The following is a 26,469-nucleotide window of genomic DNA, read 5'->3' as shown; positions in this document are numbered from 1 at the left end:
CTTTTTTGTTTCTGCGGCCAGTTTGAAAAACTAAGCGCTTATACGAGTTCAGCTCTGAGCTTCTTAGCAGCAGAGACAAGGTTACCTAATGCGGCTTCAGTTTCTGCCCAATTACGCGTTTTAAGTCCACAATCAGGGTTCACCCACAAGCGTTGCGCCGGTATTTTTTCAGCTGCTTTCTTGAGTAAGCCTTCAATCCACTCCTCCGTTGGAATGTTCGGAGAATGGATGTCGTACACACCCGGACCAATTTCATTCGGATAATTAAAGTCTTCGAACGCTTTCAGCAATTCCATATTGGATCGCGATGTCTCGATAGTAATCACGTCGGCATCAAGCGCGGCAACTGAATCAATGATTTCGTTAAACTCGCTGTAGCACATGTGAGTATGAATTTGCGTTTCTGGTTTTGCGCTAGCCGCAGAGATCTTAAACGCATCGACGGCCCAATTTAGATATTCTTTATGGTCACGCTTCTTCAATGGTAAGCCTTCACGAATCGCTGGCTCATCGATTTGAATAATGTTGATACCCGCCTCTTGCAAGTCAGAGACCTCATCACGAAGTGCAAAGGCCAACTGGTCTGCAATTTGTTTGCGAGTAATGTCTTCACGTGGGAATGTCCAACACAGAATCGTCACTGGACCGGTCAACATGCCCTTCATTTGCTTGCTGGTCAACGATTGTGCATACGTCGACCATTCCACCGTAATCGGTTTTATGCGCTCAATATCTGCGACCACAATCGCTGGTTTGACACAACGAGAACCATAGCTCTGTACCCAACCAAATTGAGTGGTTTGGAAGCCCGCCAGGTTTTCAGCAAAATACTCCACCATGTCATTACGCTCAGCCTCACCATGCACAAGAACATCAAGATCGAGCGCTTCTTGGCGTTTCACCGCATCAGCGATGTGTCCTTTCAATGCCTGTTTATAATCTGATTCTGAAAGTTGACCACTGCGGAACGCACTTCTCTGAACCCGAATTTCTCCCGTTTGTGGGAAAGACCCGATAGTCGTAGTCGGCAAGATTGGCAAGCCAAGCACTTCAGCTTGGTGTACGGCACGCTCTTCATAAGGTGCACTGCGCTGACTGAGCGCCGCCGTGATTTGGTTCAAACGAGACTGAACGTGTGGTTTGTTAACATGTGAAGCGGCTTTACGATCTTTAATGGGTTGACTATACGTATCACAAGCTAAAATCGCATTTTGGTCTCCATCAAGCGCACGGCCAAGCAAGGCAACTTCCGTTACTTTTTGTTTGGCGAAAGAAAACCAACTTTTTACTTCGTCACTTAACTCCGTTTCTAACTCTAGGTCTACCGGGCTGTGTAGCAATGAACACGAACTGGCTACCCATAAATTGTCGCCAAGTTTTTCTTTAACGGGCTGTAAGCGCTCTAATTGAGCACTTAAATCCGATCGCCACACATTACGTCCATTCACCACGCCCGCAGACAATACCCAGCCACTAGGCAGTTTTGCTACCACTTCTTCGAACTGCTCAGGCGATGCAGATAAATCGACATGAAGTCCATCAACACTAAGCTCGATGATTTTATCCAACGTGTCCGTGACCGAATCAAAATAAGTGGTTAGCAACACTTTTACGTCACTACGAATGACCTGATAAGCTAGCTTGAACGCATCCAACCATTTACTTTCCAGCTCAAGCGAGAGAATCGGTTCGTCAATTTGTACCCATTCCACACCTTGACTAGCAAGTTTAGAAAGAATGGCTTGATACGCGGTGAGTAGCCTTGGCAATAAAGTCAAACGATCAAAATCTTCTTCCACTTCCTTACCTAGATAGAGGTAACTGAGCGGCCCAAGCAAAACAGGTTTTACTTTGTGGCCGGCTTTGACTGCCTCATTCACTTCTTCAAAAAGCTGTGGCCAACTGACTTCAAACGTATCGTCCTTGCTGAACTCAGGCACAATGTAATGGTAATTGGTATTAAACCACTTCGTCATATCAGAGGCTGCCGCCGCCCCACAGTCGCAAGCAGATTGAGATTGACCACGACCGACTTTAAATAGTGTGTCTAAATCTGGAAACCCACTTGCGTGTCGCTTTGGTACATGGCCCAATAGCAATGTTGTGGTTAAGACATGATCGTACCAAGCAAAATCACCCGCAGTTGTGAAGCTCAAACCCGCCTCTGTTTGTGTGTTCCAGTTTTGTGCTCGCAAGCTTGCCCCTGCTCGCTTAAGCTCCGCCTGATCGATTTCACCACGCCAGTATTTTTCCTGAGCAAACTTAAGTTCTCGTTTTTCACCAATGCGTGGGTAACCAAGAATATGCGTTGTCGTTGCCATGTCCGTATTCCTTATTCAGTGTCTGATGTTGAGGTCAGAGCATCGAGAGAAAACCCATCAAGATGTCTGGATGGCTAAAACTATCGCTCTGGCAACCGCATTGAACAACATCCAATTATTCAACTTGTTTATTAAAAAATTTCATATTGAGCGATCTCACTCGCACTAGACTAAAACAAATGGACGTCTAGACGTTTACATATCCATTTTTTATGGGTAAGTTAATAAAGCTCATGGCAGACATAAAAGGATGAATGGGATTCATGATAGAGTTGAAACACTTACGCACACTCACTTCACTGAGGGATACTGGTTCATTAACGGCAACCGCAACCGCTTTACACCTGACGCAATCTGCCCTTTCTCATCAAATCAAAGATCTTGAATCTCGTATTGGTGGGCAGCTTTTTTTGCGCAAAACCCGCCCCGTTAAATTCACTTCAGAAGGTGAAATTTTGCTTCGTCTCGCTGATGAAATCTTGCCAAAACTCGCCAAAGCAGAAAACGAGCTTGCAAGCCTGAAAGAGGACGTGAACGGTCGTTTGCACATGGCGATTGAGTGCCACTCTTGCTTCCAATGGTTAATGCCAGCACTGAAGGAATACCAATTAACTTGGCCAAGTGTGACGCTCGATTTCTCTTCCGGCTTCGGTTTTGAACCTCTACCAGCCCTGTTGGCTGGCGAGCTTGATTTGGTCATTACATCAGACATTCAGCCACGCTCCGAAGTCCATTATGAACCGTTGTTTGACTTCGAAATGCGCTTGATTACTTCGACTAGCCACCCATTAGCGAACAAAAACGTCATTGAGCCTGAAGATCTTGCTGATCAAACCATGCTTTCTTATCCAGTACAGAAACAAAGATTGGATGTGGTCAAACACTTCTTACACCCTGCGGGAGTTGAGCCAGCCAAGTGGAAACAAGCGGACAACACGTTAATGCTCGTACAAATGGTGTCAGCAGGATTGGGGGTAGCAGCATTACCAAATTGGGCGATTTCTGAGTTCTCGCGCCAAGGTTTGATTACCAGCATGCCTTTTGGAGAGGGGTTATGGCGTAGATTGTTCGCAGCAACACGTAACTCAGAAAAAGAGAAGCGTTACTTACAGGCTTTCTTTGCAACAGCTCGCCAGCAATGTAAAAGCCACCTTGATGGGATCAAGATGGCTTAAAGATCGACCATTGAAACGAAACTAACGTTCGTAAGATTTAAATTGATTGGTCAGTGGGTCATATTGATAGCCAAGCATATCGAGCTTGCCCACTACCGATTCCACATCCATCTCGTACATCGATACCAACTCTTCAAAGCTATCACATTCTAAGCGCAGCTTTTCATTAACGATACCCAACAAGATAATGCTGTCCCAGTTACTTACGTTGCTTAAATCCATCGCGATACTCCTCTAAGACAAGGTATTTGACCCCAATTCCGTTGAGCACGTGCGTCAAGACTCTCTTGAAATGAATGAGGCTATAACTAAAGCGTAGACTTAATCGAATGTTTTGAAAGTGAGCTCGATCTAAATCCCGAGCTCACAAAAAGAAAAGAAGACAGAAGTGTTAGTTCGTTCGGTCTATGCCCCCAATAGGAACAGCCCCTGTAAGCTTGTCATTGAAGCCAAAGCAAGAAGCAACGCTGCCGCCAATTGCACTTTGTTTGGCGCTTTATGAGTGAAGATATGCCAGCACCAAACCACGATTGCCATAATCAGCATCGCCAGTGACGCTAGAATATGTTGTGTCACGCCATTCAATGTCGCTTCATCCAACTGATAAGCAGAAAACAACGTCATCACGACCAACAGCATGCCCGAAACAACACCCGTAACCGGTAAGATTCGGTGAAATGCTTGCAAGCGGCTACGTGCGATAACCAGAAGTAACTGCGCAAACACGGCACCTAAGAAGAAGATCATCAATGCCACTGAAGCGCTTGCCGCCCAATGCGGTTGCTCAAATAGTTGAATGCTCACGTACGCGAACGCCAAACCGTTCGCTAGATGCAGAGCCCATAATGGCCCTTTCTCACGTGTCTTCTTAGTCTGAACTTGAGAGTAAAAATAAAAGATCGCGAATACGATCATGAAAGCTTCAATACGAAGCGACGCCACTGCCAACCAAAGTACGCCAATTGATGGCAACATCTTATGCAGGCGACCACGTTGACCAGGGCAGATATCACCCTTAATCAAAAGTAAGGTCAACAGCGCTTGAGCGCCAAATAGCATTGGAGGAAAAGTTAACAGCAATTGTTGAATCATGTTGAATGCAAACTCAAAAGTCATTTTGGGGTGGCGATAATAGCAAATCACCTATCGCCAAACCACCTAAACGCAACACGCTCAAACCGTTTATTTGTGCTAGGTCGAAGACAAATAACTCAACGCATCTTCTTGAGTTAACAAACCACGGTACTGATTTTGTGAATCACAAAGTATCCATGGAAAGACCGTTCCTGCTGTCACTAGCTCTCGAACGGTCGAGACAGGCAAGTTCGCATCCACCAGCTCAAACTCTGTACTCATGATTTGATTCACTGGTCGCTTCCAAATCCTATTCTCACGTTCCGATTCCAAATCAGTCCCCATCGTTGGTGTTAAGTGCAAGTTGATTTGAGCTTTAGTAATCAGACCAACGCATTGCTTTTCATTAATGACCACCAAAGGCGCCGTCGGGCTCAAGTTCATGTACTCAACGGCGAGTGACAATGGCTCACCCGGATCAAGTCGACGAACATCGGTATGGCTGAGAGACATCAGTGGTGCATCTTGCGTCGGTTTTACTTTCACGTTGTTAAAGTGCTTTTTGTGACACTGTGGCTTGTCCAGTAGCACCACAGGTACCGCTTGAGAAAACAAAAAACCCTGCATAAAATCAACACCAAGGTCTGCAAGCTCTGTTAGTTCTTGTTGCGACTCAACCCCTTCAGCAACCACTTTCACGCCAAGCTTGTGTGCTAACTCAGTGATCATTTTGACGATGTTGTAACGAGTGCTCCCTTCTTCGATACCTCTGATAAATTTTCGATCTATTTTGAGCAGATCAAACTGCCCTTCTTCAAGGTAAGAAAAGGAAGAGTAGCCAGTACCAAAATCATCAATAGCGATCTTGATGCCCTTGTCACGCAGTTCACTCAAAGCAAGGGTATGCTCTTTATCTTGTTCAAAATACGCAGTTTCCGTGAGTTCGATAGTGATTCGATTCGGATCAACACCACTTCCAGCAATCAAATCATAGGAACTTTGCAAAACTTGCAGCGCATCCAACTTGGTATTCAGTGAACGATTCAACGTTAATCCTATTTCTTCTCCATAAACTTTCTGGATATGAGGAAGTTGCTTGAGTGCTGTGCGGCAAACGAGATCATCCAACGCAGCAATCAACTCTAAATCCTCGACAACTGCGATCATCTCTTGGGTATCATAGGTTTTATTCTGATGATAGAAACGCGCTAACGCTTCGAACTTCACCACTTTTCCCGTACGTGTTTCAATGATCGGCTGATAATAGACATCAACAAGTTGGCTCTCAATTTGTGTTCTTAGAAAGGCTTCGAGATGATGACGCTTGACGAGTTCATCATGCAGTTCACTATTATAAAAACTGAAGTAGTTCTGGCCTCCACTCGGAGAGGAAACCATCGCTTGCGCTGCATGCACCAGTGCTTGTTTTGGATTATCAGTATCGTAACCGAGCACCGACACACCAGTTTGTCCTTCTACTATTGCATCATGCATACTTGATCCCAACTCACTTCTTAATTCCGAAAAAAAGCCTCGTAACGCAATCTGAATAAGACGCAGTGGGCTTAACCATTGGCATCGAGGCGTTTGCAAACACACTACAAATACGTCCCGCGACAACTGACCCGCAATACTGGCGTGGCGACTTCGCATCACAAAATCGGAAAAACCTAACTGCTGCTCAAGTAGGGACTGCTGTGAGAATTTCGGTCTAATTGTCACGATGATATTGAGATCTTTGTGGCTATTTTCATCCACTAACCGTGCTAACTGTTGTTCAAACTCTTCGCGAGGGGGAAGAAACGTAGTCCACTGTTGAGGTTGGTCACTGGCCTTTTTCATCCACAATAATGAGGCAGAAATATCGGTAGAAAAACCGAGGTAAAGCGTACGACCAGAATTGAACACTAACCGATAAATGCAAAGATGATGCGCTTGGTTACTCCCATTCACGGTACGACTAAGAAGGTTACCACTCCAAAAACCTTCAGTATCAATGTCTTGCCAGATCTGTTCGTAAAACGCTTTACTATGATGTTCAGAACTTAAAATATATGTTTTCAGACCAACAAGGTCACGGTTTTCATAACCCATTTGCTGCTCGAACGCTGGGTTGCAGCCTAATATGCGAGTGTCTTGATCAGCGACCAAAACGCCTACGTTGGGTAAATCGAAAATGGTTTCCAGAATTTTGGCTAACTCTTCGCACCCGGTAATACTCAATTGCGGGATGATGGCACCTTGCACGATATGACCATTAAGGCACTCAAAGCTCAACGCTACATGCACGAGTCGGTCATTATCTAGCATCAGGCAACCAGAAAACTTACCATGCCCACCATTTTGTTCTACATCTAAGATGTGTCGCTTCGCGCTGTCACCCTGACCAAGCAACATGTATTGAAAAACATCATCCAAACTATTCACTGTCTGTTTTAAGCCCAAAACAGACATCATGCTTTGCTGGTCACATTCAAACTCATGTGTCTCTATATCATAAGACCACTCGATCACTTGAGAATGACCGGACGCAGGCTGCACTTCTCCTTGTGCTACGGATAGCATTTCACTCATAACCTAGCCCCCTATTGTATCGGCTTAAGACTTTGAGAGCGCCACCCATGTATGACGATTGTTTGCTGTAGTTTTTTGATTGCAAATCGGTCAATACCATTTGAAACATCAACGATGTTTACGGCACGCTTCAGTCAACAAGCGCGTGCATTTTAGTATGCACTAATACAATTATAGGAACAGAATTCGATAAGCACACCATTGCTTATTGCTAATTTTTACAAGGTTAAAAAACTCAATAACCATAAGGGATTGAAGGACATAATGGCGTAAAACTCAGCGATGGAATTGAGAGTGATTTTCATCTCCAAATAAATCTAGTCGAACAAAGCTTTATATAATCACTTGGGTATAGATACCTGATCATCAAATCGCTATAATTCGCGCTCCCTGGAACAGAGAGCAAAATATGACCAACGACATTACTCCTATTCATGAGTACAAAAAATACTGGGCTGAGTGTTTTGGTACGGCACCTTTCTTGCCGACCAGCCGCAAAGAAATGGACGCCCTAGGATGGGATAGTTGTGACATTATCATTGTCACGGGTGACGCGTACGTGGACCACCCAAGCTTTGGTATGGCAATCATTGGTCGTCTGTTGGAAGCACAAGGATTCCGTGTCGGTATCATTGCTCAACCAGAATGGAACAACAAAGACGCTTTCATGCAGCTTGGTAAGCCAAATCTGTTCTTCGGGATCACTGCGGGTAACATGGACTCCATGATCAACCGTTACACGGCGGACAAAAAGCTTCGTCACGATGATGCTTACACTCCAAACAATGAAGGCGGCAAGCGTCCAGATCGTGCAACCTTGGTGTACTCACAGCGTTGTCGTGAAGCCTACAAAGGCACACCTATTGTTCTTGGTGGTATCGAAGCCAGCTTGCGTCGTGTTGCTCACTACGATTATTGGTCAGACAAAGTTCGTCGCTCTGTTCTGTTCGATGCAAAAGCAGACATTCTTCTTTTTGGTAACGCTGAGCGTGCCCTCGTAGAAGTCGCGCATCGTCTTGCTGATGGCGAAGACATCTCGACCATGACCAACATTCGCGGTACTGCGGTTAACCTGCCAGCCGAACCAGAAGGTTACACCGTTATTGATTCTTCTCGTATTGAGAAACCTCGTAAAGAAGCGTTCGTACCAAAGAACCCTTACGAAGTGGAAACTCAGTGCGATACCAAAAAAGAAGAGCCTGTTGCACAGCCAATCACTATTCGCCCATCACGTCATGATGCAGCGAACACAGCAGTGCGCCTACCAACCTTCGAAAAACTGCACAACGACCGCATTCTTTATGCGCATGCAAGCCGTGTGCTGCACTTAGAAACCAACCCATACTCGGGTCGTGCTCTATTGCAACGTCATGGTGACCGTGAGCTTTGGGTGAACCAAGCGCCAATCCCTTTGACTACAGAGGAAATGGATTACGTATTCGGCCTATCGTACGCGCGTGTTCCTCATCCTATGTATGGCAAGGCAAAGATCCCTGCTTACGACATGATCAAAACTTCGGTTAACATCATGCGTGGCTGTTTTGGTGGCTGTTCTTTCTGTTCGATTACCGAGCACGAAGGCCGTATTATCCAAAACCGTTCACAAGAATCCATCATCAATGAGTTGGAAGAAATCCGCGACAAAGTGCCTGGCTTTACTGGCACGATCTCTGACTTGGGTGGTCCTACAGCAAACATGTACCGTCTTGGCTGTAGCGATCCAAAAGCAGAAGCAAACTGTCGTCGCCCTTCTTGTGTGTTCCCGGGCATCTGTAACAAACTGAATACCGACCACAAACACACCATCGATCTTTACCGTGCGGCGCGTAAAGTGGAAGGTGTGAAGAAAGTTATGATCGCATCTGGCGTACGTTACGACCTCGCGATTGAATCACCAGAGTACGTGAAAGAGCTTGTGACGCACCACGTCGGCGGTTACTTAAAGATTGCACCTGAGCATACAGAAAAAGGTCCACTGGATCTGATGATGAAGCCGGGCATGGGTACTTATGACCGCTTTAAAGAGATGTTTGAGAAGTACAGCGCGGAAGCAGGTAAAAAACAATACCTAATCCCTTACTTCATCTCAGCACACCCAGGTACAGAAGACGAAGACATGCTGAACTTGGCACTATGGCTTAAGAAGAACAACTTCGAATGTGACCAAGTACAGAACTTCTATCCATCGCCAATGTGTAACGCAACGTCTATGTACTACTCAGAGACAAACCCTCTGAAACGCGTGAAGTACAAACAACGTGAAGATGTACCAGTGGCGAAAGGTGAACGTCAGCGTCGCCTACACAAAGCCCTACTTCGCTACCACGATCCAGCGAACTGGCCAATGATCCGTGAAGCGCTGATCAACATGGGCAAGAAGCACCTAATTGGTGACAAGCCAGCATGTTTGGTTCCGGCAGAAGACATTGATGCGCAAACTCCAGCACAGCGTCGTAAGTCTGGTCGTCACGGTGCAAACCGTTTTGCGACCAAACACACCAAGAACCAACCGGGTTTCGGTGGTCACTTGAATAAACGCTCTGAAGGCGGCTCTCGCGACGGCAAGCCATCTGGCAACCGCAACGGTTCAGGTAAAGCGCAAGGTGGTCAAAACGGCCAAGGTCGTGGCAACCAAAACGGTCAGCGTCCTAATACGGGATCACGTCCTGGTAGCAACAACCAAAGCCGCTCAAACGGTACAGGTTCACAAGGTCAAGGTCGTCCTCAAGGACAAGGCAAACCAGCGGGTCAACGCAAACCTAAGCGCCGTTAATTCAATAGAGCTTGAATAGAAAAAAGGGCTTCAGAGGTCACTCTGGAGCCCTTTTGTTTTGTCTTTCGTTTGTGACTATCACTGCGATGCCATTAAGAACTTCACACTAGAAACTACCCCCTCAGAGAACCGCCTTTCTAGAGCATCCGAGTATCCCTTTCTATAATCGGATTAAGGTAAGCAAGCACGTGATATCTAGTCATGTACAAGAGCGCAAGAATACAAATTACTGAATTGACGCAACATTGACATAATTGATCTAAATCAATTTTACTGTGTTTCGCATAATTAAAACAGGAAGTCTAAGTATGTCAAACAAGAACTATGTAACCACCTTAATGCTGTTGTGTGCCTTCGCCTCGAGTGCGAATGCGGAAAGCAAAGATGACATTGATAACATTAAAAACAAAATTGGCGATATCCAAGATAGCCTCTCTCAATCGCAAGACACCATGCAATTCGTGAGATCGGTTTCTGGTTCAACCTTTGTGCCGGAACCCAAACACAGTAAAGATATGCCTTCTTACAGTTACTTCTCGATAGAGAGCTACGACATATTCAGCAGCCCTTCTGGCAAGCGTATGATTCAAGCCGTTATCACCAACAACTCAGGCGGTGGTATTAAGCTCAAAACATCTCAAATCAAAGCGTACTTTGGTGGCCAAGTGTACTTACCCCCTTCGTCGATTGAGCAGGATGATAAATTCGCTCAAGGAGAAACGAAGTCCGTCACTTTGCATTTTGGTGAGAATAGCGCTTCGATTCTTGGTCTCATGACCAGAAACTACTAAGCGATTTTGGGGCTAAGCTCCCCTACAGTAATCGATGGTAATAAAACTGATGCTCTAAACTTCATATTCCCTTTTAAAGCCATCAGCTTCCCCAAAAATCATCCTAGAAACAGATACTAGAGAGGCTCCAGAGGTAACTCCGGGGCCTTTTTGTTTTGTATGCAGCTCTAACTGTCCCGATAACAACTCACAATTAAGCCCTAACTCAAACTTAAGCCCTATCGATACAAAAAATGGTATACGCCAACCAACTTATTGGAAAAACAAACAACTTTTTGGTTAAAGCAGGATCTGGAAAGAATTAAACTACTGATTTTTAGTCGTTTTATTTTGGTGCGATATTTGCCTAATGGAGTAAAACTCTTAAACATAGGCTGACGATGAGTAATCCACTTCCTCCAAAAACTTCGATGTTTTGGCACGACAACAGCTATACCCACGGAGAAGCTGTTCAGGCATTTGAAAGCGATGGCACGTTGAAATCTCTAAATACCGTTCCAACCACCGCATCCGATGATATGGCTGGCTCGCCTCCAGAGCGCAGTATGTTTTGGGAGGGAGAAACAAAAAAAATCGATCCGCCACCGCCGTCTGAACCAGAACCTCTCAATTTAAAAACCGAGAAAGAACCAACAGAGGCTTTACCTGCACACTTCATCCCTGTTCGCTACGCCATCGATCAGCTAGAAACAGAAGAAGCACAACCTTTTGGTTTGCCTGAAGAATGGAAAGGCCAAGGCCCAGCTAAACTCAATACCGTTGGCTACACCCTGCGTCAGCTTCGCGATGGTTGGTTGTATGTCTATGATGCAATCAACAAAAGCCTAGACGAATACGAAATCAAAGGAACGCAATTCACGCTCTACAAGCTGGGAGAGTCGGAAAGTCCAGAATCCGAACAGCGTGGAACACCAGAAGGTGCAAAACCTTTTCTTACTTACGACGACGGGAGCGTGCTGTCGATTTGTTACTCTGAACACCGTTGGACATGGAACATGTTCATGCGCGTCCTTAACAATCCGAGTAATCATATCGATCGCATGCAGACTGTTGTTCTGTCTGCAAACGAGAATCAACCCAACATTGCACCAATCGATAAGTTAACTCAAGTGGCTGATATTGAACCTTCTGCCGTTGATGATGGGCGATTTGCAGATTCTGGCATCGCCACCAAAGCTGACGAAGATGGCTCTGTCTTTAAACCTGTCGCAGCCGAGAGTGATTTAACCTCTGCGATTCCAGAAGAAGAGTCAGGCTACTTCGTCGCGATAAAAGATTACGCTGCAGACATTCAAGATATGTCGCTGCATTTTGTTGGCGCTGCAAGCCCTTACCGTCTTTTCACTGACCAGTTTTCGAACCAGTGGAGCTTGATGCAGACCGCCATGCAACTGTGCATGTTCGGGGCAAGTGACGAGATAGACATGCCAGCTAGCGTTAAGCGTAACGGCGAAGAGCTGTCGTTTTATACCGACATGGCTGAGTATTATGATTCCTCTAACCAACTTGATTTGGCAGAGCAAAATAAAAGCTCAGTTCAATCAGGCTATCCTGCTAAATTTTCCGCTGGAGCGATTGAATCACACCAACATACCCAAAGTGACATTGCCAAAGCAATACAGGACAAATATCGAATTTCTGCAAGCCGATTTGGTAAATACGAACAATGGATAGCGACTGAGCGCTGGCGTAAGCAGCTCAACTGGAAGCAAATGCTGAGCGAGATGCAAGAGCTGTCAGAACAAAAAGAAGTCATGCTAGCCCAGATTGTCTCGGTAAAAAGGGACTTTATTGCTGTAATGGAATCTTTGACGCCGCATCATCTCGAGAGAACCTTCGACCTATATAGTGAAGACACACAATACAGCTTGTATCAACTTCATAAGCAAGCGGTTGAGTCATTTACTTTGGTGGTACAAGAAGAAGACCGCCAATGGGCAGAAAGCCAATGGGAGAAACCAACCAGCTTACTCGCTCTCTACACTTCCGGATTTAGTCGTAGTCTCTTTAAACAAGTGGAGAAGTTAATTCCTGAACAAGTTTCAAATCAGGTAGGTGAAGTAGACGTCGCTAAAATTGTTCCAAACACTGAAAGCTCAGACAAACAATTTATGGACTACGTTTCGGCAGCAAGTAACCGTGTGGGTATGTATGCAAAAGTAATGGACTTTATTTCTAACCCAAATACTGCAGAAACCGAGTTTCTAAGAGATATAGCAAAAGGATTCGATGGGCTAGATAGCATATTCAAAGCGACTAACAGCGCTTTACTCAAGGGGGTAATAGAGGTTGGCGTTAGCCTAACAGCCCAAGCGTCTATCTTAATGATATCTCTATTGTCAAAACCGCTCACCCGAACAAGTTTTTACCTAAGAGCTGCCGTTGTAGAGCGTTTGTCGATGGATACTCCACTCAATGTCAACAAAGGCTACGCACAAAATTTTGGTTCTTGGAAATCCAATCATGATAAAAAACTCATCGCATCGAACCAAAACAAGGAAGTTTTAGCAGCCTTCAACAAGGGTGATAAAACTATATCAAATACGCAGTATAAGAAGGCTCTCCAGCAACAGCGGCACCTTCAAAAAAGCTTAGCCGTTGCGACGTTTGAATACCCACAGTACGTAGAGCTTCCAGATGACGTACTTGAGGCAACAATTCAAATGCGTAAAGACATATGGGATAACAGATTAAAAAACCTTAATAAACGGTTTGAAAATGTAGGCGGTCTAGGCTTCTTAGCTCTGATTTTCAACTGCCTCGCACTTGCTGATGCAATGAACAGTATTCAAGAAACAGGGTTAATGTCACAAGATGATTTCTTAGATATTCAACAAAAGCTGTTTTACACGGCCGGTGCTTGGACGGGCATTCGAACAGGGAAGTTATGGGATAAAGTTAAGGGAAATGACGAACTCAGAGAGCACTCGCTAAAAACTCTTAAAAAGTTAGTAGAACGAAATACGAAAGGCTTTGAAAACCTGATTCTTGATGACTTAAAAGTCTTTAATAAATGGCTCGCGATTACAGGGGCTTTAGGTGCGCTAGCTTCAGGTATAGAGGCTTACCGTTCTTGGCAACGGGAAGATGAGTTGTATGGTCGAGAGTTAGTGTTTCAAACTATAAATACCGTTACTCTCGGTTTTACAAGTGCGGTTGGTGTGTTCCAGCTTTTGGGAGCCTCTAGCGGTGCTGTTTCTACAAACTTTTTGTTTGGTGCCCCAGTTATGGCTGCTTTAGTTGTAGCAGCCATAATTATTTTAACTGCGAATAATATTTTGAGTAAATTAAAGCAAGATGACTACCAAAAATGGTTAGATAAACTGCCATGGGGGTACCATCCGTCTCGAACTCATTGGAGCCAATCTGCGAGCTTGCCTGAAAGAGAAAAACATAATTCAGCCTTGGTGCAGCAAGCTCTGTTTGACTTACAGTCGATTATTCAGCAACCTACAATATACCATCAACCTATTGAAAAAGTACAAGCTTACCCAGGTTACACGCATCGTGAGTTAATCGGTTTGGAAGTGCATATTCAACTGCCAAGACGAGCAGCAACGAATGGTATTACAGTGAGTACCAATACCAAGGCAACAGAAGATGATTTAACGTCCGGCTCGTGGCATCAAAACGCAGATTTAGTCACGCTACAACCCCAGAACCAAGCTAGCAAAGAATTACTGGTGTATAAGGTGACATTACCGATTAAAGAAGCCGATCAATACCTCGCTATTCAAGTGACGTACGATATGGAAGATGATGCCCCAACTAAGCGTGAGTATTGGTTCCAAAACAGCATAAAACAGAGTGCAACTTATGGCATGATTTCAGACAATACTAAACAAGACATTATAAAAAAAGCACTGACCCCCGTTGTTGGCACACTAGGTTTTCAGGAGTAACCCTTGGCATATTCACCATTTTATATCACCCCAGAAGAATTGGCGGTTTATCAAGAAGCGCAAGAGCAGGAAATACTGGAAAGCGATAATGTGACTACATGGCATAAGTATGATGTAGAGGAGCCAAATAGATATTTCTATTTACTCTTCTCTTTAGGGGCTATGATTCCAGCAGTTGCAATTTTCTACTTAGTGGGTTTTTGGAGTGGAGGCTTTATAAAGGATACAGTAGCCATCATTGTTACTTTGATAACTTATTTCATCAGTTACACGATGTTCGGCCTCGATTATCGCTATGACTATATTTTTTCCGACAAAGGCTTTGTGATGAAAAAACGTCGCAACATGCCTAAGTGGGTGAATACCGTCACACAAGCCGTTGGCTGGGTAGGCGCAGTAGTGTGTGTAGTGATGGTTGCGGTAGTTGGCCCGATGGCGTTAGCGGGAGCTGGTGCCCTTATTTTATTATCATTCGGTATGTTAAAACGCCAGCCTGATGAACGAACAGAAGTGAGAGTGGGCGAACGAGAAGATTGGCTTTTTGCGGACTACAACAAGAAAAGGAAAGTGATCCAGTTCTATTTTAAGCATGACATATGCAGATATCGAGATACTGCTCATAAGACTATCTTTCGCTCACAAGATAGATCAGATTGTTATGTTTTCTTTAAAACTGAAGAGGATTTAGAATCCATGGTCGCGCAACTGTCAAAGGTCTACAAACTGAATTGTACCGAGGTTGATGACCATAAAAAGTTGTTTGAAGCAAAGCCAGAATCAAGGCTCTTTAGTATTCCGGTTTGTAGTAAAGAATATCAAACCGATGAGGTATTTGATTTTAGGGCTTCGAAAACCCCGCTCCCAGAGCAAGAATACCTTTACAACGGCAAGTGGCAAACCGAATCTGAGATTGAAAAATCTAAATCTGAACCAACAACAGCCAAGGAGTAACCCTTGGCATATTCACCATTTTATATCACCCCAGAAGAATTGGCGGTTTATCAAGAAGCGCAAGAGCAAGAGATTCTTACAGGGGATAATTTAACAACATGGCATAAGTATGATGTAGAGGAGCCTTTTCGCTACCATTACAAATTAACTGCGCTTCCATTTGTGATCGCACCATTCCTAATGGTTTTTTTTATACATACAAGCGATACGGTTGGTGCAACCATTTTTGCCTTTATTTTGTCAGTGATGATGGCCGGAGTCTTTTACCTTACGATTGGCCTCGATTATCGATATGACTACATTTTTTCAGATAAAGGCTTTGTGATGAAAAAACGTCGCAATATGCCTAAATGGGTAAATACCGCTACGCAAGCTGTTGGCTGGATAGGCGCAGTGGTGTGTGTGGTTATGGTAGCACTGGTTGGTCCAATGGCATTAGCGGGAGCAGGTGCCTTCATTTTGCTTTCATTTGGTATGTTAAAACGTCAGCCTGATGAGCCAACAGAAGTGAGAGTTGGAGAGCGTGAAGATTGGTTGTTTGCCGACTACAACAAAAAGCGCAAAGTGATCCAGTTCTACTTTAAGCAGGATAAGTGTGAATATATCGATATGGAACACAACACTATTGTCCGTTCACATAGTAGATCTGATTGCTACATATTTTTCAAAACTGAAACGGACTTAGAATCGATGGTAAATCAGTTAGCTACGGAATATAAGCTGGATTGTACAGAGGTAGATGACCACAAAAAGCTGTTTGAATCGAAGCCAGAAGCTAGACTGTTTAACATTCCTGTTTGTAATAGAGAATATAAAGCCGATGAGGTATTTGATTTAAGGGCGTCAAATGCCCCGCTTCCTGAGCGTGAATACCTTTACAACGGTAAGTGGCAAACTGAATCAGAAATCGAACGCTTAAAAGCGGCTGGTGAACAGCAAGCCACTCCCGCTTCATAGTTCAAACAAGCACTAAAAAAGGGCTCCAGAGATAACTCTGGAGCCCTTTTGTTTTGTCTGAATGAACTTGGATAGCTAAATTATTTCGCTACGTTACCTGCAACGTTTAGTGCATCCCAAGTGCGTGCAAATGGTGGTGCATAGCAGAAGTCCATGTAGCCTAGTTGCTGTGTGGTCATCTTCGCTGTGATGGCAACAGCGAGTGCGTTGATTCGGCCCACTGCGCCCTTCTTGCCAACGATTTCGCCACCAAGCAGTACATTGGTTTCAGGGTGGTAAACCAGCTTCACTTTAATGTCTTCTTGCCCTGGGTAGTAATCAGTTTGGTTCTTATCTGAAATGGTTGAAACCTTCACTTCCAAACCGTATTCTTTAGCTAGAAGTTCCGATACGCCTGTACATGCCAGTTCGTAATCTAACACTTTCAAGCAAGACGAGCCCAAGAAACCAGTCATGTAAGTGTCTTTGCCAGCAAGTTTGTCAGCCATCATGCGCGCTTGCTTGTTAGCTGTGGTTGCCAGTGGAACATACACTGATTTACCTAGCGCCATGTGGTGAACCACTGCACAGTCGCCAACAGCGTAAATGTGTGCATCTTCTGTTGCGCCAAACTCATCGACTAACAATGCGCCATTCGCTGCTTTTGGTAACTCGAATGCTTCTGTGTTTGGTTTGAAACCAAGTGACATGATCACAACGTCTGCTTCAACATTGCCGTTGTCGGTTTCTACGATGTAACCGCCCTGCTCTGCGTCGCGAATGGCTGATACGCTACAACCGGTTTTTAGCTCAGCGCCAGATTCACGAATCGCACCTTCTACCACTTCAATCATTTCTGGGCTGAACTGACGGCTCATCACGTGTTGTTCACGCTCGATGATGGTGACGTGTTTGCCTAGTAGGTGCGCTGCATCGAACACTTCTAAGCCGATAAAACCGCCGCCGATAACGCAAACGCGTTGTTTGTTGCTGTCCTTAAGCGCTTCTTTTACTGCCAAACCATCTTCCATGCTGGTTAGCGTGTATACGTGTTCTGGGTTGAACTCACCGAAAGATGGCACGATTGGACGTGCGCCCGTGGCAATCACTAACATATCGTAATCGATGGTGCTTTCTTCACCTTGGTGACGAACTTTAATCCGCTTTTCTGTGCGGTCTAGTGCCACCATTTCGGTTTCAATGCGTACGTCTAAACCAGATTTAATCGCTTGTTCTGGCGTACGAGAAATCATGCGCTCAGTGTCATCAAACATGCCACCAGCAAAGTAAGGTAAACCACACGCACCGAACGAGATGTAATCGCGCTTATCCAGCACAATCACTTCATCCGATGGCTGATTACGTTTGTATTTCGCTGCGAAACTCATACCTGCAGCGCTACCGCCTACGACAACAACTTTCATATTTATTACCTAGATAACCTGAACTCAGGAAAAACGGAGAGCACCCGCGTTGGGTGCTCTTTATTAAGTTTGGAAATTACACTGCTGCTTCTTTCGTTACTGTTGCAGTAACGTCAGCATTGTATTGCTCAGTGTTTAGTGAGCCATTCTTCTTCGCGGTTAGTACACCTGACAACATTGAGCCAGAGATGTTAAGCGCGGTACGAGCCATATCGATAAGCGCTTCGATAGAAACCAGAATCGCCACAACCGTAATGTCTAGACCCATGATAGTCAGTACTGCTACTGCTGCGAACGTTGCACCGCCACCAACACCTGCGATACCGAATGAAGCAATCGCGATTACAGCAATCAGTTGTAGGATGAAGCCTAGGTCAACTGGCATGCCCATTACTTGAGCCGCCATGATAGCGAGCATTGCTGGGTAGATACCCGCACAACCATTCTGACCGATACTGGTACCGAATGTTGCTGACATGTTTGCTGTTTCTTCGTCCACACCTAGACGTTGAGTTTGAGTTTCAACGTTTAGTGGGATTGCCGCCATGCTTGAGCGAGAACCGAAGCCAAATACTAGCACTGGCCAGATTTTCTTCATGAACTTCGCAGGAGACAGACCGAACATAGACACCATCACGAAGTGGATAGCGAACATTACACCGATTGCCACGTAGCTTGCTAGTAGGAAGCGACCCATTTCTGCTAGTGCGAACAAATCGTTTGTCATCATGAACGTGGTCATCAGAGCGAATACACCGTAAGGCGTCAGTTTCAGAATCTCACGTACCATTGAAAGTACGACTTCTTTTGCAGAGTTGATGAAATCAACGAAGTTTTGCACTTTCTCAGGCTTACGGTTTTTCACTTGCAGGATACAGTAGCCAAGGAACATACCGAACAATACCGTTGATAGCGTCGAAGTACGTTGAGAGCCCGTTAGCATGTCAAAGATGTTAGTTGGGATGATAGACAGCGCCATACCTGACAGACCGCTGCTTGCCATCGCATCTTGTGTTGCAATCAGAGAGTCACCACGCGCTTCGATAGCGCTGTTAGTGCCGATAGTACTGACTAGCGCGTTAGCATCGATACCGAATAGGTAAATACTTGCGATGCCCACTGCCGCAGAGATAGCACAAGTGAAAAGTAGAATACCGATGATTTTTGGTGCGATACGCGATAGTGCACCACCGCCTTCTACGTTCATGATCGAAGAGATCATCGCCACAAATACTAGCGGGATTACGATCATTTGTAGAAGCTTGATGTAGCCTTTACCGAACACAGAAATCAGTTCAGCAAAACCTGCCGTTGCAACGTTGCCTACACCGAATACGAGCTGAATCGCACCGCCGAATAACAGGCCAGCAGCAAGCGCACTCAGTACGCGGAAGTTAAAGCTTTTCTTTTGTTTTTTGAAGTTCGCAAGTAGTGCGTAGAACCCAAAGAACAGGATGCTCAATCCAATAAATGAAACGCTCATGAGAATCTCCTATTGATACCCATTTATGTCCGAAAATCGGTTACTTTTTGTATGCAATGGCTTCAACTTCAACCAATGCGTCTTTTGGTAGTCTTGCTGCTTCAACACAAGAGCGAGCTGGTGCGTTTTCTGTACCAAATACCTCTGTGTACACTTCGTTAAATGCGGCGAAGTTTTCCATGTCTGATAGGAAGCATGTCGTCTTCAATACTGTGTCTAAGCCAGCACCGCTTGCTTCTAGAACCGCTTTTAAGTTTTCTAGAGACTGACGTGCCTGCTCTTTGATGCCGCCTTCAACAAACTGCATGGTTTCTGGAACCAGTGGTAGTTGACCTGATGTGTAAACCATGTCGCCATAAGCCGTACCTTGTGAGTAAGGGCCGATAGCTGCTGGTGCTTGTTCAGTGGCAATGATCTGTTTCACGATGTAACTCCTAAGTTATTAATTTTATTCTGATTTAAATTCACGGATAAACTTGTAAACGGCCTGACGGCTGATCCCAAGCTGCTCTGATACTTGTGTGGTCGTCTCTTTTAGCTCAAATACGCCGTTATCAAACAGACAACGAATGATGGCTTTGTTACGGCCTTTGCAAGAAATCGTCTCGTCTTGCTCCACCTCTGTGATCGCAGCGCTCAAGGCTTTTTGAATGACCTCATTGGCATTTTTGCTAAACGTCTCACTGACTAAGGTTTGAGACACATTGCACTGCGGCATAAGCGTTTTAACGATTTCTGGGAATGGGAAGGATAAGTTCATATTGATGCAAAGCATGCCAATCGGCTTTTGCTCAGGGCCCGCCAAAATGCATGTGGTCGATTTCAGTAACGAACCATCCGCAGCATTAGTGAAGTAACTCTTTGGCGAGACCTCTCCGGTTTTCTCGAATGTGCTCCACATACGTAGACCCAAATCCGTGATAGGCGAGCCGATTTCGCGGCCAGTATGATGACCATTGACGATTTTCACGACTGAATTTTCTAAGCTTTCAAATGAATGAATGACCACTTCGCAGTACGGCCCGATTAAATCGGCAATCGTGTCTGCTAAACGAAAATAATTGCTTAAACATTCTCTGTCTTCGTCGGTGAATCGAACTTGCTTTACACTCATCATCTCGGTTTACATTTTTGAACTCAATGACTAAAAAGTACTCCTTTCGAGTTAGTTGAGCAATACAGGGTAAACTTCTGTAAACCTAAAAAATGCGTCTAAAACACCGCCAAAAACCGAAGAATTGATCGAAATCACGCACAATAGTTGAACAAGATCACCAAAAACATATGAATTGGGTTTAATTTCTTAAACCTCATCAAAGTTTAAATATTTAAAATCAAAGATTGCACTTTTGAACACTTTAATGATCTAGAACAAGTTCTTAAAGTCAGTAAAAATCGCGTACGGTAATAACAAATTTAAAAGGCGATAATATTTATAAAATGCCATTCATTTACGATACAAAACAATGGTTGTGAATGAATAAAACATCAATAACTGCTCTCTCCAACCTTAGTCCATGCTGATAAGACGACGTGAATTTTAAAAAGACGCAAACGTTGAAGAAAATACCGAGAAAAAGCGGTTATTGAAGTGCAAAAATGAAAGTACAGAACAAAAAAACCGAGCAGATTTACCTGCTCGGCTTTGTATGAAAAATGAGGAAAGACGAATTAAGACAGCTTGAACTTACTCAGCTCACCGTGAAGATCGCTCGCTTTTACCGTCAACTCGTTACTGATTTCTACTGAAGAGGTCATCGTATCCATCACCTCTACCGCCGTGTCGTTGATGATCACTACATTGCGGTTAATCTCTTCTGATACTGAGCTCTGCTCTTCTGCTGCCGAAGCGATTTGGTTGTTCATATCATTGATGACTTCAATCGCTTGGTTGATTTCAGACAGCGCTAAGTGGGCAGCTTGTGTTTCACCTTTAGTATCATTAGCTTGCTTTTGGCTTTGTTCCATCAAGACCACAATTGATTGAGTTTCTTGTTCTAGACGGGCCAGCATCGTACGAATCTCTTCAGTTGATCCTTGAGTACGATTTGCAAGGTTACGAACCTCATCGGCAACCACCGCAAAGCCTCGACCCGCTTCACCTGCACGTGCAGCTTCAATAGCCGCGTTCAGAGCCAGCAGATTGGTTTGCTCTGCAATGCCACCAATCTCACTCAAAATACCTTGAATCGCCGTGCTAGAATCCACTAGGTTTTGTGTTTGTTGCTGCGCATCGTTGACTTGCATTGCCAAGCTATCTACCGCACTCGCAGCATTGTCCATGCGAGTCATACCATTTAGACTGTTGCTTTGTACTTGGCTCGCCGCCGCTGCCGCTTGGACCGCAGAGTTCGCCACTTCTTGCGCGGTTGCACTCATTTCATTGATGGCCGTCGCTAATGAGTTCACCTCATTCACTTGCGTATTCAATTGATCGCGAGAAGCCGCAGCGCGCGTTTGACCTTCGGTCGCATTCTTATCGACTTGATCAGCAGTCACCATCACGGTCAGCAGCATCTCTTGCATACGCGATAGGAAAGTATTGAACCAATGTGCCAATTGCGCAGTTTCATCTTTACCTTTCACTTCGATACGGTAAGTTAAGTCACCTTCACCTTGCGCGGCATCTTTAAAACGCTCAACCAGATTGTTTAGCACTTTACCCAGAGAGTTCGCGATCAAAGCCATCGAGGCAATACCTAGAAGAGCAGCGATGATCCCCGCCCACACACCTTTTTCAAGCGCTTTTGAATTCTGTTCATCACTCCATTGCGCGTAGTCATCGACGCTTCTTGCAAGGTGGCTACTGGGAACCGACACCATGACTACCCATGGAGCGTCACTCGTATCGATAGAAGTAATCGCATATTCATCACCGCCAAAGGTCACAAGACCAGCGCCTTGACGTTTTGCAATAGATTGGATGTTAGACCATTCAGAGGCCAGTTCAGAAGAGACCTTCTTACCGACCATATCAGCAGCGCGGCTATTCGCTAGGGTGATGCCCTTCCATGATGTGATGAGGATTTTACCTTTGCCATCAAACAAGTTACGTGCAGATTGCTCGCTCTGGCTTTGTAGCTCATAAAGAGACAGATCAAACCCAAGAGAGCCAATGATTTTGCCACCTTGTTTGATTGGTTGACTGATCGTTGTGATCAGCTCTTGCTTACCACGTACAGGATAAAAGTACGGCTCCATGACGAACGTTTTACCCGTTTCATAAGGCATTAAATGCCAATCGTCTTTACGTTCACCACTGCTATTTAGCTCCGTGTTGCTAAAGCTCTCCATCGCCACTGCATCAAAGCTATTTTGGTCATTTGGCGAGAAGAAAGGCGCCAGATAGCCTTGGCTGTTAAAACCCTCTTCTGGATTAAACGTCACTTGTTCTGGCCACGTTTTGTCTTGCCAAACCATGTAGCCCGCAAATACGGCTTTATTCTGTGCTTCTAGCGCGGCAGTAAACTGTTTAACAATAAGGTCTGCGCTTGCGTTGGTTTCTGCACTCAACTCAATGATCGAACGTACTTGTTTTAAGTTTGCCAATACAGGATCAAGTTGGTTAGCAATATCCAACCCCTGCTGAATCGCGGTATTTTGCAAATCGGTGCTAGTCGCATCCGTCAATTGCGCTTTTACTTTCTCGTTCACTTGCTTGTTCACGTCAGTAAATGCGTTGGTTGTCATACCCATTGCAATCAATAAGGTGAAGGCCATGGCACCGCCCGCACTGACTGCGATTCGCGTACGTATACTGTTAAACATAGTCACCTCTGTAACTGATGATAGATTGGCATTATTTTCTGAAATTTCATGGATTTTAAACAACAGAGGTGAACAGAAGACGTCAAGATATGAATGAAAAGAGAATGGAAAGATCAAACTTATTAACAGGGTTACGTATGAGGCCAGTTTTATATTTTAAGCGCATGAGCCCCACAATAAATAAAACCTAGAGAATCGATCATTAAGTCATTGTATTTATAGAATTTAAAATCAACATTCAAGATGAATCTTATACGAAAGTACCCATAGCTATTCACTCTCCTATACTGAGTATTAGATTAGCCAAACCGTGACTTGAGTCACGTTTAATTTTCTTCATCTCCCTGTTTTTAATGCAGTTATTCAGTATTAAAGCAAATAAGCTAGGATCAATGTTCGCTAAATACCCATTTTGTACTGAGTAAGTAGTTACTCATCATGCCTACCAATATTCCGAAAACCAACGCGACGTACACCATATAGTTTTGAGTCCCAAACATAAGCGTCAAACCTTTGAAAGCCGCAAAGTTCGGCACTGCACTAATACAAACACTCACCATAAACTTTTGCCATTGAGCAAACGGATCGGTTTTTTCTGCTTGAGAGAAAGTCAGCCAGCGATTGCCAAGCCAAGTCGTGGTTGCCGCAAACAAAAATGCTATCCCACGAGCCAACATCAGCTCCAGACCAAACCAATGGAACAACAGCGAAAAGATAAGGGTGTCGACTATAAAGCCGACACCACCAACCAGAGCAAACCTGATTAATTTGTGCATTCCGTTACCCAATCACACAGGTGTAGAGTGAGCGTTTCGATTTTGCTGTGAACTCGTTGGTACAACTCAACGCATTTTCATGAATCATGCTATCCACTTGCTGCGATTTACCAATCAGGTGGAATTTCTTCAGATTGTTTAAGTCATTCTTATCTTCAAGCTTTTTCGCCTGACCATGACTATAGAACTGGCCTGAGAACGGGCGCTTACCAATGTAAAATACCGGAGCGTTGTCATTAATTTGTGCGAAGATGATGCGGTCGCTGCGGCTGTCTGCTTTGCCCATATTCAAAACCAACATCGCAATCATCAGCAAAGCTGGTAACACCGCCGCCGTTCCAGTCAACCATTTAAAATCGTGTTTATCCACCAGCATCGCAATCAAGATACCCAATGCAGGCACACCCGGTAGTACGTAAGCAGGCAAAATATTCCCTGCCATGGTGAACAAGATCATTGGGGAAATCAGCCAACACATCAGGAAGCTAAATAGGCCTTGATGATCAGTTTCAATGGCTTTGAGTACCTTACGACGTTTCCACGCCAAGATAGGCAATACAATTGACCAAGGCGCAGCCGACTGCAGCCAGAATACCCAGATCATCCCACGTGGTTGATCATGAGCAGAGCCATACAGGTCCCCTTCCCAACCGCTGACAACAAAACGCTTAAAGTGCTCACCAACAATAAAGTAATCAATAAAGCCCGGCGTTGCCATTTCTGCCATGATGTACCAAGGCAGAGCAACCGCCAGCATAAGCGCCAAACCCGATACGATAGGAAACCGCTGCCACAAGGCTTTAAAAGCGCCAAAGAAACCATGCTGAATCACAAGCCAAGGAAATACTGCGATGCCCATGATCACTATCGCTACGGGACCTTTTGCCAACAACCCACAAGCCAAACCAAAGAAACCGAGGTAACCCCACAATCGGCTGTGTTTGTCTTTGCCGAGCCAACAATAGTAAAAGCCGACCATCGCCATGGTCATTGCCAACGTCAGTGCCATGTCGGTCATCACTGCGCCCGCCGCAATTGAAAAGATGCCACACGTCGCTAATACCAACGCTGCGATGACTGCATTAAAGCCTGCACGATGCGCCATGAAAGCAACAAAAACAATCGTCGCAACACCCGCTAACCAATGAGGCGCGCGCACTGCAAATTCATTCAATCCAAACAGCTCAATGCCGTAAGCACTCATCCACGTGAATAGGGGTGGTTTCCCCCAAAAAGGCACGCCGTAATCAAACTGTGGGGTAAGCCAATTGCCGGTTTCCACCATTAAGCGCGCCATTTCGCCGTAGCGGGCTTCTGTGGTGTCCATCAAAGGGTAAGCGGCAAGTGAAATAAGACGGAGTAAAAGAGCAAACGCCAACAACAACCACAGATGGGTTTTATTAATACTCATGATTACGCGGTTTCTCCCAGTTTAAACTTCATGGTTTGGATGGATTGATGTTTTGCAGGCTGCTCATAAACAGACTGAACAAGATAAAGAGGACGTTGCTTGGTCTCGACAAAAATACGCCCGATGTATTCGCCCAAAAGGCCAATCGACAGCAGTTGAACGCCTCCCAATGCGAGTTGAACCACCATCATGGATGGGTAACCCGTCACAGGTTCCCCAAATACTACGGTTTTCATCACGATGAATGCGCCATAAAGAAAGGCACTTAACGCCACTAACGCACCCGCTAACGTCGCTAAACGCAAAGGACGAATCGAGAACGAGGTAATGCCGTCCATTGCTAGGCCAATCAACTTGAGGTAGTTCCACTTGGTCTCGCCGCAGAAACGAGCATCACGCTCAAACTGCACCGTCACCTGTTTGAAGCCAGGCCACGAGAAAATGCCCTTCATGTATCGGTTACGCTCTGGCAGCGCATTGATGTGTTTAACCACTTTTGCGCTCAATAAACGGAAATCGCCCACATTCTCCGGCACATCCAATTTCACCATGCTGTTAAGCACTTTGTAAAAGCAAGCGGCCGAAAAGCGTTTGAACCAAGTTTCACCGTGGCGTTCACTGCGCTGCATGTTCACCACGTCATACCCTTCACGCCATTTTGATACCATTTGCGGGATCAACTCAGGCGGGTCTTGCAAATCGGCATCAATCACGATCACCGCTTCACCTTGGCAGTGTTCCAAACCCGCACTCATGGCGGACTCTTTGCCGAAGTTACGGCTTAATGCAATACAACGAACGTCGCTAGAAGATTGAGAAAAGCTTTGCGCGATCATTAGGCTGTCGTCTTTGCTGCCATCGTCGACATAAACGATTTCGCAGCGTTCTGGCATTTCATCCAAAACGGCGGCTAAACGACGATGAAATTCAGGCAAGACTTCTTGCTCGTTAAAGAATGGCACCACAACAGACAAAACTGTTTTAGGCTCAGTGTTTTGGCTCACCTTTGAAAAGGCTGCAGCGTGAATGTTGAAGGTTGACATGCTACTCTTCCACTAAATCCGATGAATGAATCCAGTCTACAAACATCAATGTGAAAGAGATGTTGTT

General features: G+C 45.0%; 18 protein-coding genes. 6 read left to right on the top strand and 12 right to left on the bottom strand.

Features of this window, described 5'->3' with window-relative positions; all coding sequences use genetic code 11:
- Window positions 1–38 precede the first annotated feature (38 nt).
- Entirely contained in the window at window positions 39–2,321 is a 2,283-nt protein-coding gene (metE, locus tag ITG12_RS00160) for a 5-methyltetrahydropteroyltriglutamate--homocysteine S-methyltransferase (RefSeq protein WP_038880533.1), read from the bottom strand.
- Window positions 2,322–2,584: 263 nt separating this feature from the next.
- Between metE and metR the strand changes: the two genes are divergently transcribed.
- Entirely contained in the window at window positions 2,585–3,496 is a 912-nt protein-coding gene (metR, locus tag ITG12_RS00155) for an HTH-type transcriptional regulator MetR (protein ID WP_038871949.1), read from the top strand.
- Window positions 3,497–3,517: 21 nt separating this feature from the next.
- Here metR and ITG12_RS00150 read toward each other — a convergent pair whose 3' ends face one another.
- The 3 genes from ITG12_RS00150 to ITG12_RS00140 all read right to left on the bottom strand — a co-directional run bounded on the left by ITG12_RS00150 (window position 3,518) and on the right by ITG12_RS00140 (window position 7,144).
- Window positions 3,518–3,718, bottom strand: coding sequence for a DUF4250 domain-containing protein (locus tag ITG12_RS00150; protein ID WP_005445023.1), 201 nt, complete (start codon window positions 3,716–3,718; stop codon window positions 3,518–3,520).
- 183 nt (window positions 3,719–3,901) lie between these two features.
- Complete coding sequence (locus ITG12_RS00145) at window positions 3,902–4,612, bottom strand: hypothetical protein (protein ID WP_038871898.1); 711 nt, start codon at window positions 4,610–4,612, stop codon at window positions 3,902–3,904.
- 75 nt (window positions 4,613–4,687) lie between these two features.
- Window positions 4,688–7,144, bottom strand: a complete 2,457-nt coding sequence (locus tag ITG12_RS00140; RefSeq protein WP_248873306.1) for an EAL domain-containing protein — start codon at window positions 7,142–7,144, stop codon at window positions 4,688–4,690.
- A gap of 409 nt (window positions 7,145–7,553) precedes the next feature.
- Between ITG12_RS00140 and ITG12_RS00135 the strand changes: the two genes are divergently transcribed.
- The 5 genes from ITG12_RS00135 (at window position 7,554) to ITG12_RS00115 (ending at window position 16,518) form a co-directional block, all read left to right on the top strand.
- Window positions 7,554–9,917, top strand: a complete 2,364-nt coding sequence (locus ITG12_RS00135; protein WP_248873303.1) for a YgiQ family radical SAM protein — start codon at window positions 7,554–7,556, stop codon at window positions 9,915–9,917.
- A gap of 308 nt (window positions 9,918–10,225) precedes the next feature.
- On the top strand, window positions 10,226–10,708 hold the full coding sequence (locus ITG12_RS00130; protein ID WP_248873302.1) for a hypothetical protein: 483 nt from the start codon (window positions 10,226–10,228) through the stop codon (window positions 10,706–10,708).
- A 380-nt stretch (window positions 10,709–11,088) separates the two neighbouring features.
- On the top strand, window positions 11,089–14,610 hold the full coding sequence (locus tag ITG12_RS00125) for a T6SS effector BTH_I2691 family protein (RefSeq protein WP_248873300.1): 3,522 nt from the start codon (window positions 11,089–11,091) through the stop codon (window positions 14,608–14,610).
- A 3-nt stretch (window positions 14,611–14,613) separates the two neighbouring features.
- A complete protein-coding gene (locus tag ITG12_RS00120; RefSeq protein WP_248873298.1) occupies window positions 14,614–15,561 on the top strand; it encodes a hypothetical protein in 948 nt (315 codons plus the stop codon).
- 3 nt (window positions 15,562–15,564) lie between these two features.
- Entirely contained in the window at window positions 15,565–16,518 is a 954-nt protein-coding gene (locus ITG12_RS00115; protein ID WP_248873296.1) for a hypothetical protein, read from the top strand.
- 80 nt (window positions 16,519–16,598) lie between these two features.
- Here ITG12_RS00115 and ITG12_RS00110 read toward each other — a convergent pair whose 3' ends face one another.
- The 8 genes from ITG12_RS00110 to ITG12_RS00075 form a co-directional block, all read right to left on the bottom strand.
- On the bottom strand, window positions 16,599–17,921 hold the full coding sequence (locus ITG12_RS00110) for a CoA-disulfide reductase (RefSeq protein ID WP_248873295.1): 1,323 nt from the start codon (window positions 17,919–17,921) through the stop codon (window positions 16,599–16,601).
- Between the two features lie 76 nt (window positions 17,922–17,997).
- The gene (locus tag ITG12_RS00105) at window positions 17,998–19,404 is read right to left on the bottom strand and encodes a cation:dicarboxylase symporter family transporter (RefSeq protein ID WP_020197900.1); all 1,407 of its coding nucleotides are present in this window, start codon (window positions 19,402–19,404) and stop codon (window positions 17,998–18,000) included.
- Between the two features lie 40 nt (window positions 19,405–19,444).
- Window positions 19,445–19,828: a RidA family protein gene (locus ITG12_RS00100; RefSeq protein WP_010447452.1), complete on the bottom strand. Its 384-nt coding sequence runs from the start codon at window positions 19,826–19,828 to the stop codon at window positions 19,445–19,447.
- Between the two features lie 24 nt (window positions 19,829–19,852).
- Window positions 19,853–20,521 (bottom strand): PAS domain-containing protein, encoded by a 669-nt coding sequence (locus ITG12_RS00095; RefSeq protein WP_039974952.1) that lies wholly within the window; start codon window positions 20,519–20,521, stop codon window positions 19,853–19,855.
- 554 nt (window positions 20,522–21,075) lie between these two features.
- Window positions 21,076–23,172 (bottom strand): methyl-accepting chemotaxis protein, encoded by a 2,097-nt coding sequence (locus ITG12_RS00090; protein WP_042603293.1) that lies wholly within the window; start codon window positions 23,170–23,172, stop codon window positions 21,076–21,078.
- A gap of 389 nt (window positions 23,173–23,561) precedes the next feature.
- Window positions 23,562–23,948, bottom strand: coding sequence for a GtrA family protein (locus ITG12_RS00085; RefSeq protein WP_248873294.1), 387 nt, complete (start codon window positions 23,946–23,948; stop codon window positions 23,562–23,564).
- 4 nt (window positions 23,949–23,952) lie between these two features.
- The gene (locus ITG12_RS00080) at window positions 23,953–25,359 is read right to left on the bottom strand and encodes a glycosyltransferase family 39 protein (protein WP_063344526.1); all 1,407 of its coding nucleotides are present in this window, start codon (window positions 25,357–25,359) and stop codon (window positions 23,953–23,955) included.
- A 2-nt stretch (window positions 25,360–25,361) separates the two neighbouring features.
- Window positions 25,362–26,402 (bottom strand): glycosyltransferase family 2 protein, encoded by a 1,041-nt coding sequence (locus ITG12_RS00075; RefSeq protein ID WP_248873293.1) that lies wholly within the window; start codon window positions 26,400–26,402, stop codon window positions 25,362–25,364.
- Between the last annotated feature and the right edge of the window lie 67 nt (window positions 26,403–26,469).

Origin of the sequence: Vibrio sp. ED002 (genome assembly GCF_023277445.1) — a bacterium.
Taxonomy (GTDB): domain Bacteria; phylum Pseudomonadota; class Gammaproteobacteria; order Enterobacterales; family Vibrionaceae; genus Vibrio; species Vibrio jasicida.
This window is presented reverse-complemented; position numbering and strand designations above follow the sequence as displayed.

Coding starts and splice junctions, on each gene's coding strand:
- ITG12_RS00150 (WP_005445023.1), bottom strand. CDS start 3,718: ATGGATTTAAGCAACGTAAGTAACTGGGACAGCATTATCTTGTTGGGT.
- ITG12_RS00125 (WP_248873300.1), top strand. CDS start 11,089: ATGAGTAATCCACTTCCTCCAAAAACTTCGATGTTTTGGCACGACAAC.
- ITG12_RS00080 (WP_063344526.1), bottom strand. CDS start 25,359: ATGAGTATTAATAAAACCCATCTGTGGTTGTTGTTGGCGTTTGCTCTT.
- ITG12_RS00085 (WP_248873294.1), bottom strand. CDS start 23,948: ATGCACAAATTAATCAGGTTTGCTCTGGTTGGTGGTGTCGGCTTTATA.
- ITG12_RS00075 (WP_248873293.1), bottom strand. CDS start 26,402: ATGTCAACCTTCAACATTCACGCTGCAGCCTTTTCAAAGGTGAGCCAA.
- ITG12_RS00135 (WP_248873303.1), top strand. CDS start 7,554: ATGACCAACGACATTACTCCTATTCATGAGTACAAAAAATACTGGGCT.
- ITG12_RS00105 (WP_020197900.1), bottom strand. CDS start 19,404: ATGAGCGTTTCATTTATTGGATTGAGCATCCTGTTCTTTGGGTTCTAC.
- ITG12_RS00140 (WP_248873306.1), bottom strand. CDS start 7,144: ATGAGTGAAATGCTATCCGTAGCACAAGGAGAAGTGCAGCCTGCGTCC.
- metE (WP_038880533.1), bottom strand. CDS start 2,321: ATGGCAACGACAACGCATATTCTTGGTTACCCACGCATTGGTGAAAAA.
- ITG12_RS00130 (WP_248873302.1), top strand. CDS start 10,226: ATGTCAAACAAGAACTATGTAACCACCTTAATGCTGTTGTGTGCCTTC.
- metR (WP_038871949.1), top strand. CDS start 2,585: ATGATAGAGTTGAAACACTTACGCACACTCACTTCACTGAGGGATACT.
- ITG12_RS00095 (WP_039974952.1), bottom strand. CDS start 20,521: ATGATGAGTGTAAAGCAAGTTCGATTCACCGACGAAGACAGAGAATGT.
- ITG12_RS00110 (WP_248873295.1), bottom strand. CDS start 17,921: ATGAAAGTTGTTGTCGTAGGCGGTAGCGCTGCAGGTATGAGTTTCGCA.
- ITG12_RS00090 (WP_042603293.1), bottom strand. CDS start 23,172: ATGTTTAACAGTATACGTACGCGAATCGCAGTCAGTGCGGGCGGTGCC.
- ITG12_RS00145 (WP_038871898.1), bottom strand. CDS start 4,612: ATGACTTTTGAGTTTGCATTCAACATGATTCAACAATTGCTGTTAACT.